Below are 11,761 nucleotides of genomic sequence, written 5' to 3' on the forward strand. Positions count from 1 at the left end.
CAAAATGTGAAAGGCTAAGGTTTGTTTGGCTGTATCCGGGTGAAACGCCTGCCTTTCAACAGGGGAGGCGTTTCACCCAGGCCATGAACATTAAGCTTGTTTTACCAGCTGGATCTCCGCATTGAAACGGATATCGTCACCTACTACAACATTACCGGCTTCGGTAACTGCGCTCCAGGTTAAACCAAATTCTTTTCTGCTTATTTTACCGGTTACAGTAAAACCAGCTTTTGTTTGTCCGTAGGGGTCAACTACTACGCCACCGCTTTCTACATTCAATACTACGGGTTTGGTAATACCTTTGATGGTTAAATCACCAGTCAGTTTACCTTCTTCGCCATTCAATTCCAGTTTGCTGCTTTTAAAAGCAATGTGGTTGTGGTTGGCAACGCTGAAGAAATCGTCAGATTTCAGGTGGCCATCTCTTTGCTCGTTGTTGGTATCGATAGAAGATACATCGATAGAGGTTTCCACAGAGTTTACTTTGCTGAAGTTGTCGCCTTCGGTAGTAGCGGTTACATCAAAACTGTTGAAACGACCGCTAACGGTAGAGATCATAAGGTGTTTTACTTTAAAAGTAATTTCACTGTGCATCGGATCGAGAGACCATTTAACTTGTGACATGTGTTTGTATTTTTTGGTTGTGATTATCATTTATTGACTCCACAAATTTCGCCCGGAAATGGGAGGTAGAGAATAGTGATATGATGGAATCTGTTGTACATTTTATGGAGCCTCGCGAAAATGGTGGTTTTTAATGGGTTATTTGCTGCAAATGGTAAACCGGGGCAGAGGGCAGAGAGAAAGACAAAAGGAGCGTTAAAATAAAAAAGCCAGCAGGTATTCCCACTAGCTACAGATTAATTATTTATTAAGTGTATTTTCTCCGCCCTCTGCCCTTTGCCTTCTGTCTTTAACTCAGCTTCAACAGCTGCAGATCGCAATGCACTTTTACTTCATCACTTAACAGTAAACCATTCTTGTCGAACAGCTGGTTCCAGGTAATATTAAAATCTTTACGATTTAGTACGGTGTCCATATCAAATGCCGCCTTGGTATTGCCCATGGGGTCGGCACACATACCCAAAAAGTTAGCCGTGAAAGAAAAGGGATGCTCTATACCTTTTACGGTTAATATGCCGGTTACATGTATATTCTTATCCTGCATGGTAACCCCGGTCGATCTGAACTGGATCATCGGGAATTGCCGGGCATCAAAGAAATCGGGCGAACGCAGGTGATTGTCGCGTTCCTCATTACCGGTTGTCAGTGCATTTACATATATGGTGAGATTGATCTCGCTGTTACAAAAACCATCCTGTCCGCTCACCACGGTTCCTTCAAACTCCCTGAACCAACCTGATACAGAAGTGATCAACAGGTATTTGGCATCGAACCGGATGGTTGAGTGAATGGGGTCGATGGCCCAGGTTGCTTGTTTTACGCTTGTACTCATAATTTCAACTAACAAAATAACAGAATATCAGGTCCGGAGGCAATTGACGATCGCAGGATAATGTTGTATATTTTATGGCTGATTGCGTGCCCGGAAATCAGAGAAGCTTTCCCCGGAGGCGTTTTTAAAGAATTTGCTGAAATGGGCGGTATCATCAAAACCCAGCTCATAGGCAATCTCTTTCATGGTAACCCGTGAATACACGGCCTGCCGTTTGGCTTCGAGGATAATACGTTGTTGAATATGATGACTGGCGGGGGAACCGGTTATTTTCTTTACCACTTCATTCAGGTGGTTGGGCGTAACAGCCAGCTCTTCGGCATAATCAGTAACCATCTTTTTGGTGGTATACTGCTTTTCAACCAGGGCAAAGAATTGTTTTACCAGGTCAATGCTTTTCGAGTGGGCTTCATTTTCTTTTGGCCGTTCATACTGCCGGGTAAGGTAGATCAGGAAGATCTTTAGAAAACCCCGCAGGATCTCGGCCCGCAACAGGAAGAAGTTATTGAACTCCTTCAGCATTTTATTAACGGCATCCTGCATTTCTTCCCCCATATCCCAGCTTACTTTAATCACCGGGGAATTGGAAAAAGTATAGAATAAGCCGGTATTGAACAGGAGGTCATAATTTTCTTCGGCGCCGCCCAGGAACTCAGCCATAAAGGAGATCACATACCCTTCAATGTGGCCGGTTGCTTTCAGGTCATGTACCTGACCGGGGGTAATACAGTAAACGGTATTATCCTCCAGTTCATACTTCTCCAGGTCGATCAAATGGGTGCCGGAGCCTTTTTTTACCCAAATGATCGCAAAATAATTATGCCGGTGGGGACCTTCGTTTTGCTGGAACCGGTTTTGCGCTATCCATTCTGTGGTGTGTATCTCAAAGGGTACATTCACCGCCGATTTGTTGAGTTCCAGTATAGGATTGCTTAAGGACATGGTATTACTTAAAGAACACCAATAATAAATCTTTTTTGCGGTATTATCTTATTCGCTGATCAATAAACTGTTGGCTACTTTAAAACTTACCACTACCGATTTTTTTCCCTTCAGCAACAAGGTGTAATTTTTGTCGAATGCTTCCACTTCTTTCACTTTTACGGTATCGCCCAAAGACAGCCCGATCTTGTCGAGGTAATTCAAAAAAGCCGAGGAGTGATCGGTAACGCCGGTAAACTTGCCTTGGCTGCCGGGCGACAAAGCCGCCAGTAACACCGATTTGCTGATGGCGAAAACGCCCTTTGCATCGGGAATGGGATCGCCATGCGGATCGGTTTTGGGAAAATCGAGATAGGCGTCCAGTTTGTCGATCAGGTCCTGGCTATGGATATGCTCCAGCTGTTCGGCAATATCATGTACCTCGTCCCAGCGAAACCCGAGTTTATCAACCAGGAACACTTCCCACAAGCGGTGCTTGCGAATGATGCCGATGGCCGCCAGTCTTCCTTTTTCCGTGAGCTTGAACCCTTTTGATTTTTGATAAGCCACCAGTTTTTTGGTGCTCATCTTTTTAAGCATATCGGTAACGGAAGCCATGTGTATACCCAGCAACTGTGCCAGGGCCGAGGTAGCTACCAATTCACCGTTGGCTTCCTGTAATTTATAAATGGCTTTCAGATAGTTTTCTTCTGCTGATGAATGCACGTGCGCTCGATTTTTGGGCAAATTAGGGAAAGATGGACAAAAGCCGTAATATTAGGCTTGCCTAATTATTATTGTTTTATTGATCTAATTATTTATTTTTGGATAACTTTAATCTCGCTGTTTATGAACAAGAAACGGATGGTGATGGGTTTGCTCATTACAATTTTGCTGGCTGCGCTGGCCTGTGATAAAATATTACCGGGGAAACCCGCCGATGATTCCATTCTCGACGGGCCCATAGATGGATTGACCGGCGAGCAACACCAAATGTTTCTCCGGGGCGATGTAGCGTTTAATGACGATGTGTTCACTGCCACCAATGGGTTGGGACCGTTGTTCGTTTCCACCAGTTGTGGCAGTTGTCATGCCGGTGATGGCAAGGGCCATCCCTTCACCACTTTAACGCGGTTTGGGCAAACCGATAGTACCGGTAATACATTCATGCAGTTGGGCGGCCCGCAATTGCAAAACCGGGCCATTCCTTCTTTTATGCCGGAGCAGATACCGGCAGGTGCTGCTTTTTCAAAATTCACGCCACCGGCAAATACCGGATTGGGTTTTTTAGATGCGGTGCCCGACAATACCATACTCTCCTTAGCAGATGAACACGATGCCGACGGCGATGGAATATCGGGGCGTGTAAATTGGATAACGCTGCCTCCGTATATCACCCATCGTCCCGGCACTGTGGAGCGTAATAATAAATACATTGGCCGCTTTGGTAAAAAAGCCGCGGTGTACGACCTGATGCAACAAACCGCCAATGCCTACAACCAGGATATGGGAATCGTTTCTTCTTATGAACCCTACGATTCGTATACCCACGCGGAAATAGATCCCGAGGTCACCAACCAGAAAGTGCTTGACCTGGTATTTTATTTAAGAACGCTGAAGGCGCCCATCCAACGCAATCAACACGATGCCGACGTCATCAGCGGTAAGCAGTTGTTCCTCAACATCGGTTGCGCCAAATGCCATATACCCGAATTAAAAACCGGCGATTATTCCATTCCAGCGCTCGCTAATAAAACGTTTCAACCGTATACCGATCTGTTGTTGCATGATATGGGGCCGGGGTTGAATGATGGCTATACTGAAGGCGGGGCCATGCCTGCTGAATGGCGTACGCCGCCCTTGTGGGGACTGGGCCTTTCTAAAAATTCGCAGGGCGGACAATACTTCTTATTGCATGACGGACGGGCCACTACCATTGAAGCAGCCATCAAAGGCCATGGGGGCGAAGCACAGGCCAGCAACGCCAGCTTTCAAAAACTATCGGCCACTGATCAGGCAGTATTGATCAAATTCCTTGAATCATTGTAACCAATCATAAAATGAACCGCAGAGAGTTTATTGCAAATACCTGTGCCGCCTGTTTGGGCGCCACGGCTGTATCGGGCTTATTGTCGTCCTGTTCTTCTACCCGCTATACCAGCGGTACTATGGGTAAAGATGGCATTACGGTAAGTACCGATGAGTTTAAAACAAATAAGAAAGGTAAGAATGGCTACCGGCCGTTTATCGTTGTACGCAATGAAAGCCTGAAATACCCCATTTATGTATATCGCTTTGGCGAAACCGAATACAGCGCCGTTTGGATGCAGTGCACCCACCAGGGCGCTGAGTTACAGGCCTCCGGCGATCAGTTGCAATGTTCGGCCCATGGAAGCGAGTTCAGTAATAAAGGAAAAGTAACCAATGGGCCCGCAGACAAAGACCTGCGCAGCTTTCCCGTTACGGTAAACAACAATGAATTATTTATCGACCTCAGAAAAGTATGAAACAGTATTACTTACTTATAACGCTGCTTTGCTCCACTGCAACCCTGTATGCACAGATAGATCCTGTGCTGCTGCGGAACACCCCAAAAGATACCGCTGAAATGAAGATGAACATGGACGCCATCTATAACCGGCCGTTTTTACAATTGGGTAAATTGCCCGTTGCACTGGGCGGTTATGTGGAAGCCAATTACCAATACCTGAAAGAAAATGGCATCAGCGAAGGACATCAGTTCCAGATGCGGCGGTTGACGCTGTTTGTTTCTTCGGCTATTTCGAAACGCATAAAATTCCTGAGTGAAATAGAATTTGAAGATGGCACCAAAGAGATCAATATAGAATTTGCATCCGTTGATTTTGAGTTGTCACCCTTGTTGAACTTTCGCGGTGGCGTAGTGATGAATCCCATTGGCGCATTCAACCAAAACCACGATGGCCCCAAATGGGAGTTTATCGACCGGCCTATTTCTGCCACACAAATGCTGCCGGCTACCTGGAGCAACGTGGGGTTTGGTATTTTCGGGAAGAAGTATGTAAAAGACTGGGTGTATGCCTATGAAGCCTATTTTACCAATGGGTTCGATGACCAGATCATCAACAATGCCGAAGGCAAAACTTTTCTGCCGGCTTCCAAAACAAATGCCGATCGGTTTGAAGAAAGTTTTAATGGGAGTCCGCTGTTCACCGGCAAGGTAGCAGTAAAGAACCGGAAAATAGGGGAGTTGGGCCTTTCCTATATGGGCGGCATTTATAATAAGTACCAGGAAGATGGATTGACACTCGATAAAAAAAGACCGGTGAATGTATTTGCCATCGATTTTAATACCACGCTGCCCAAATCAAAAACATATATTAATGGCGAATGGGCCTGGGTGCATGTAGATGTACCCGACACCTATACCGAGCAATTCGGCCGCAACCAGCAGGGCGGTTTTGTAGACATTGTACAGCCTGTTATTAAAAAGCCGATGATGGGTTTTGAAAAGGCCGTGCTGAATGTGGCGTTGCGACTGGAGTATGTTGACTGGAACAAGGGCTCTTTTAAATCTACCGGCGGCAATATTTCAGATGAGGTATTTGCTTTTGTGCCGGCCATCAGCTGGCGGCCAACTCCGCAAACGGTGATCAGGCTGAATTATCGCCATAATACGCAGCACGATATCCTGGGTAATCCACCATCCAAAATAGCGGGTTTCCAGTTTGGGTTCTCCACTTATTTCTGATTGACGGAGTTGCCCCCGTATATTGTCGCAATACACCCCCGGTAAAATCGCTTTTCGGACGTAGGTTTGTCCCATCAAATAAAAACATTCTATATGCGACGACTGGTTTTATTCATGCACGTAAGCCTTGATGGTTTTGTTACCGACCCCAACGGCGGCATGGGATTTATAAAAGTAGATGAAGAGATCTTTGATTATGTCGGCGATCGAACTAATCGTTCTGATATGGCTTTGTATGGCCGCGTTACTTACGAAATGATGGATGCCTACTGGCCATCGGCTCCTGATAAACCCAATGCCACCAAACACGAAAAAGAGCATGGCGCCTGGTACAACAGGGTAGATAAAGTGGTATTGTCAAAAAGCATGAAAGGACAACAGAAACCCAATACCATTATCATCAGTGAAGATGTGGAGCACCGGATAAAAGCATTGAAACAGCAGGCCGGATCAGAGATCCTGATCTTCGGCAGCCCTTCCGCCGCTCATTCCCTGATGCAATATGGATTGATAGATGAGTTCTGGCTTTTTGTAAACCCCGTGTTGGTGGGCGGCGGCGGCACACCTTTGTTCAACAACACCCAATTGCCTGCAGAGTTGAAACTGGTGACTACCAAGTCATTTTCTAATGGAGTGGTTTGTTTGGGGTACCAGAAAAGCTGAAAGCTATAAGCTGAAAAATAAGATAGGGGATGGAAGAAGTAAGCGGTAAGAAGTATGAAGTAGGAAGTAGGAAGTATGACGTAGGAAATGTCTTAATTTCTTATCTCTTATTTCTTACTTCCTACTTCCTACTTCTTGCTTCGGCGTCTATATTTCGGGAAGCTTGTTCCTGAACTAGGGGTATAGTAAATATTTCTTCCGCATCTGTTTGTATTGCGACAAACCCGGTTCCCAGGAGTCCTGGATCTGCTTGGCGGTTTTACCTTCCTGGATCTGTTTTTTGAATTCAGACACCCCGGCCAGGTAATCGATATTGCCGATCTGTTTGCTGATGGAGCGGTCGAAGAAACGGCTTTTATCAGGGAATGCGTTATACAGTTCAATCATCCAGTCGATATTGATCCGTTTGCTTTTGCGGAGTTTGGCTACATCATATTTACGCAGGTCGATCCCGTAACAAACCTCATTCATATATAACGGCGATTCGCTCATACCCGGAATGCTTACCGGAGTAAAAGAAAAAGTGTATTTGTCTTTTAAAATGGGAGCGCCCAGCACGGTAAACGGAAATTGCGTTCCGCGGCCCAGGTTAACAGCCACCCCTTCAAACAAACAGGTGGATGGATATAATAAAATGCTCTGTTGGGTATTTAAATTGGGGGATGGTTTTACCGGCAGCACGTATTCCATGTCGTGTTTATAGTTCTTAACTGGAATGATGGTGAGGGTACAGGTTTTTTTATCGGGCAGCCAGCCTTCGCCATTGATCATTTTGGCAAATTCACCGATGGTCATGCCATGGGCAACGGGAATGGGAAACTGTCCAATGCCCGATTTGTTTTTCATATCGAGAATGGGACCATCTACCAGGTAGCCATTGGGATTGGGCCGGTCGAGGATCAGCAGCTCTTTATGGTAAGCCGCACAGGATTCCATTACATCGCGCAGCACATTGATATACGTGTAAAAACGGCAACCCACATCCTGCACGTCGAAGATCATAATATCAACATCGGCCAGGTCAGCTTCGGAAGGTTTTCTTTTAGAACCATATAAAGAGATGATGGGAATACCGGTAGCCGAATCGGTTTCATCGGTTACATGCACCCCTGCGCTGGCTTTGCCCCGGAAACCATGTTCGGGACCAAATGCTTTTACGAATTTTACGCCCCGGTTAATGAGGCTGTCAACCAGGTGTTTTTTACCAATGATGGTAGTAGGGTTGGCCAGAATGGCTACCCGTTTGTTTTTGAGTAGCGGCAGGTATTTTTCAGTTTGATCGGCCCCGGTTTTAATTTGGGCAGTACCTGTTTCGGATGTCAGTAGTAAAGCGAACAAAACAATCAGTAAACTATATATCTTCATAAGTAAAAATTAGTTTCCATCTTTCTTTAACGTGGAGAGCGCATGGCCGTCCTATACCAACATGAAGCCGGCCACCAGGTACAGAAAGAAATGCTCAGGAATAAATTGTTCCTCAGAGATCGTTGGACCAATGGTGCAGGCATGGATCATGGAATGTTTCATGATGCTATTATTTGATAAGACCGAACCGGAACAGGCTTTCTGCGGATGCTAAGATAGCTTCTTCGTGGCTTCCGGGTGTCCAGCCCGGTAATTTTTTTGCTTTTTCATTACTGGCTTTCTTGTTTCTGCCCAACTGGGCAACAATATCTTTGAACGAGGGTCTAAACAATGCAAAAACACGCACAAGCCAATTGGGCACAGGAGTATTCAAATTAGAAAATGACCATGATCAAAAAACTTACTCTTTGATGTTATTCCACTAATCGATATGAACCGAAAGGCAACGGCTTACAGCTTATTGCTTTCCTTATAACCTTTTTCTACACAAACCGTTCACAGGTAAAATAAACCAGTTATACAGTTTCCTATAAATACGTGTTGTTTTTGATATTTTGCACGGCTTTTGACTACATGATGAATCTACATTTCAGCAAATAAAACGAGTAAACCACGTATTATGCAATTCAACAAGGTTTTTGCACTCTTACTGCTTCTTTCGGCAGCCTGCGAAAGTATAGCCCAAAACAAATACCAGTGGAAACAGGCGTCTGCTGGTGGTTACACATACAAGTATGTAACCAATGATCCCATGCAAACCAGGTTTTATACCCTGAAAAATGGCATGTCGGTTATTTTAACTGTCAATCACAAAGAGCCGCGTGTTGTTTATCGCATGGCGGTGCGTACCGGTAGTAATAACGATCCAAAAGATCATACCGGCCTGGCACACTACCTCGAACACCTGTTGTTCAAGGGCACCGATAAATATGGCACGCTCGACTGGGCAAAAGAAAAACCTTATTTAGACAAGATCGATGCCTTATACGAAAAATATGGCGCTACAAAAGACTCAGCCGCCCGTATAGCTATCTATCATCAAATAGACAGCATCTCCGGCGTTGCTTCACATTTTGCTATTGCCAACGAATATGATAAACTGATGAGCAATCTTGGCTCACAGAAAACCAATGCACATACCTGGGTGGAAGAAACCGTTTATGAAGAAGACATTCCTTCCAATGCAGTCGATAAATTCCTGGCCATTCAGGCCGAGCGTTTCCGCAACCCGATCTTCCGGTTGTTTCATACCGAACTGGAAGCCGTGTATGAAGAAAAGAACCGCGGACTCGATAATGATGGTGTTAAAGTACAGGAAGCCATGATGAGCGGTTTGTTCCCAACACATAACTATGGCCAGCAAACAACCATTGGTACCATCGAGCATTTAAAGAACCCTTCTTTAATCGCCATTAGAAACTATTACAACAAATACTATGTGCCCAATAACATGGGTATTATCTTATCGGGTGATTTTGATGTCGATGCCATGATCAAAAAAGTGGAGCAGGCATTTGCCTATATGCAGGCCAAACCGGTAATGGAGTACAAGAGCGCACCGGAGAAACCCATCACCGCTCCGATCGTAAAAGACATCTTTGGGCCTTCTGCTGAAAACATGCGTATTTGTTTCCGTACACCTGCAGCCAGCACACACGACGCCATGGTGCTCGACCTGGCTTCTTCAGTCTTATCGAACGGGAAAGCCGGTTTATTCGACCTGAACCTGAATAAGCAACAAAAAGCACAGGGTACACAAGCCGGTTTGCAACAGTATAAAGACTATGGCCTGTTTATCATGCTTGGATCACCCAAACAGGGTCAAAAGCTGGAGGAAGTAAAAGACCTGCTGATCGGTCAGCTGGAGTTGCTGAAAAAAGGCAATTTCGATGAAAGCATGATCAGGGCCATTGTAGCCAATTCCAAGTTAGACCTGCTGCAATCGCTCGACAACAGTACCAGCAGCGCCCAGCATTTAATGGATGCTTTTATAAAGAACCGTTGCGCGCAATGGGATAAGGAAGTATCGTACCTCGATGATATGGCTAAAGTTACCAAGGCCGAACTGGTAGCTGTCGTTAATAAATACCTGAACGATAAGAACTATGTGCTGATCTATAAAAGAAATGGCACAGATGCGAGCATTGCAAAAGTGATAAAGCCAACCATTACGCCCATCGAGACCAATGCCGGCAAATCATCAGATTTCGTAAAGAAGATGGAAGCGATCGCCGTGGGTGATATTCAACCCCTTTGGCTGGATTACGATAAAGACATCAAACTTTCAAAAAACGGTATCGCTGATGTGCTGACGGTGCAGAACAATACAAACGAGTTGTTTTCCCTGTATTATCAGTTCGACATGGGTACCTGGAATGACAAACTGTTGCCCCTGGCAGCTTCATACCTGCAGTTTTTAAGTACTGATAAATATTCAGCTGAACAGATCAGTAAATCGTTTTACAACATTGCCTGTAACTTCAACATCAGTACCAATGCAGAGTTTACTACCGTTGCTATAACCGGGTTGCAGGAGAATTTTGATAAAGCGGTAGGTTTGTTTGAAGACATTCTGGCCAATTGCAAAGCCGATGAAGCTGCCCTGGCGGCGTTGAAATCGCGGATAATGAAAGCAAGGGCCAATGCCAAAACCAACAAACAAAGCATTATGCAGGGCCTGATATCTTATGCCCGGTATGGTGCCAAAAATCCGTTCAACACGGCAATGACCGATGCAGAGATCGACCAGTTGAAAGCCGCTGACCTGGTGAATGAATTGCACAACCTGATGCAATACAAACACCGCATCATGTATTATGGTCCATTGGCCGATGCTGATTTTAAAACCGGCATTGCCAGGCTGCATACCTTACCAGCCGGCTTTAAAGACTATCCGGCAAAGGTGAATTTTACGCCTGCCGTGCAAAGTGCCAACCAGCTGCTGTTTACCAATTACGATATGGTGCAAAGTGAAATTGCCTGGGTAAGAAACGACGTGGGCTATGATGCCAATAAAGAAGTAGTGGTAAATGTGTTCAATAATTATTTTGGTGGCGGTATGGGTTCGGTTGTATTCCAAACCATTCGCGAATCAAAAGCGCTGGCTTATTCAACTTTTGCTTCTTACAATACGCCTTCCAAAAAGGAATATCCTTTCTATATGATGGCGTATGTAGGTTGCCAGGCCGATAAAATGAATGAAGCTATTAAAGGCATGAATGAATTACTGACCGAATTGCCTGTTTCTGAACAACGGTTCGAGTTGGCTAAAACCGGTTTCAAAAAAGACCTGGAAACCCAGCGTATTACCAAGGAAGATATTATTGCTTCTTATTTGAGTGCACAGCAAAAAGGCTGGAAAGGTGATTTTCGCAAGGATGAATATGCGGCACTTTCCACGCTTAAACTCGAGGATGTACAAAAAATGCATAAAGAACAGATCAGCGGTAAAGCCTATACATATTGCGTAGTGGCTTCTGATAAAAAGATAAAGCTCGATGATTTGAAAACGATCGGCGAAGTGAAGACGGTAAGTCTGGAAGAGTTGTTTGGGTATTAGTTGATATCGTTGATAAAGTTGACAAGTTAACACGTTGACAAGTTAACACGTTGACAAGTTAACACGT

At 45.0% G+C, this 11,761-nt stretch carries 11 protein-coding genes; 5 read left to right on the forward strand and 6 right to left on the reverse strand.

Translation table 11 applies throughout. The features are described 5' to 3' along the window. Window positions 1-90 precede the first annotated feature (90 nt). From BMX95_RS08690 to BMX95_RS08705, 4 genes are all read right to left on the reverse strand, one after another. A complete protein-coding gene (locus BMX95_RS08690; protein ID WP_081197514.1) occupies window positions 91-624 on the reverse strand; it encodes a YceI family protein in 534 nt (177 codons plus the stop codon). Between the two features lie 289 nt (window positions 625-913). Next, window positions 914-1,456, reverse strand: a complete 543-nt coding sequence (locus tag BMX95_RS08695) for a YceI family protein (protein ID WP_081197343.1) — start codon at window positions 1,454-1,456, stop codon at window positions 914-916. A gap of 72 nt (window positions 1,457-1,528) precedes the next feature. Continuing rightward, window positions 1,529-2,398, reverse strand: coding sequence for an AraC family transcriptional regulator (locus tag BMX95_RS08700; RefSeq protein WP_081197344.1), 870 nt, complete (start codon window positions 2,396-2,398; stop codon window positions 1,529-1,531). 48 nt (window positions 2,399-2,446) lie between these two features. Beyond that, the gene (locus tag BMX95_RS08705) at window positions 2,447-3,103 is read right to left on the reverse strand and encodes a metal-dependent transcriptional regulator (protein WP_081197345.1); all 657 of its coding nucleotides are present in this window, start codon (window positions 3,101-3,103) and stop codon (window positions 2,447-2,449) included. 123 nt (window positions 3,104-3,226) lie between these two features. On the opposite strand from BMX95_RS08705, the gene BMX95_RS08710 reads away from it, so the two are divergent. The 4 genes from BMX95_RS08710 (at window position 3,227) to BMX95_RS08725 (ending at window position 6,770) form a co-directional block, all read left to right on the forward strand. Further along, window positions 3,227-4,426 (forward strand): di-heme oxidoredictase family protein, encoded by a 1,200-nt coding sequence (locus BMX95_RS08710; protein WP_090519363.1) that lies wholly within the window; start codon window positions 3,227-3,229, stop codon window positions 4,424-4,426. An 11-nt stretch (window positions 4,427-4,437) separates the two neighbouring features. Next, complete coding sequence (locus tag BMX95_RS08715; protein ID WP_081197346.1) at window positions 4,438-4,884, forward strand: QcrA and Rieske domain-containing protein; 447 nt, start codon at window positions 4,438-4,440, stop codon at window positions 4,882-4,884. Then, window positions 4,881-6,107, forward strand: a complete 1,227-nt coding sequence (locus BMX95_RS08720; RefSeq protein ID WP_081197347.1) for a hypothetical protein — start codon at window positions 4,881-4,883, stop codon at window positions 6,105-6,107. The genes BMX95_RS08715 and BMX95_RS08720 overlap by 4 nt, the downstream gene beginning before the upstream one ends. A 93-nt stretch (window positions 6,108-6,200) precedes the next feature. Then, window positions 6,201-6,770, forward strand: a complete 570-nt coding sequence (locus BMX95_RS08725) for a dihydrofolate reductase family protein (protein WP_081197348.1) — start codon at window positions 6,201-6,203, stop codon at window positions 6,768-6,770. Window positions 6,771-6,944: 174 nt separating this feature from the next. Here BMX95_RS08725 and BMX95_RS08730 read toward each other — a convergent pair whose 3' ends face one another. Together BMX95_RS08730 and BMX95_RS08735 are read right to left on the reverse strand one after the other, a co-directional pair. Continuing rightward, on the reverse strand, window positions 6,945-8,135 hold the full coding sequence (locus BMX95_RS08730) for an exo-beta-N-acetylmuramidase NamZ family protein (RefSeq protein WP_081197349.1): 1,191 nt from the start codon (window positions 8,133-8,135) through the stop codon (window positions 6,945-6,947). A 169-nt stretch (window positions 8,136-8,304) separates the two neighbouring features. Then, window positions 8,305-8,496 (reverse strand): hypothetical protein, encoded by a 192-nt coding sequence (locus BMX95_RS08735; RefSeq protein WP_081197350.1) that lies wholly within the window; start codon window positions 8,494-8,496, stop codon window positions 8,305-8,307. Window positions 8,497-8,754: 258 nt separating this feature from the next. Between BMX95_RS08735 and BMX95_RS08740 the strand changes: the two genes are divergently transcribed. After that, window positions 8,755-11,694: a M16 family metallopeptidase gene (locus BMX95_RS08740; RefSeq protein ID WP_081197351.1), complete on the forward strand. Its 2,940-nt coding sequence runs from the start codon at window positions 8,755-8,757 to the stop codon at window positions 11,692-11,694. Window positions 11,695-11,761 lie beyond the last annotated feature (67 nt).

The organism is Niastella yeongjuensis, from assembly GCF_900110245.1.
In the GTDB taxonomy this organism is placed as follows: domain Bacteria; phylum Bacteroidota; class Bacteroidia; order Chitinophagales; family Chitinophagaceae; genus Niastella; species Niastella yeongjuensis.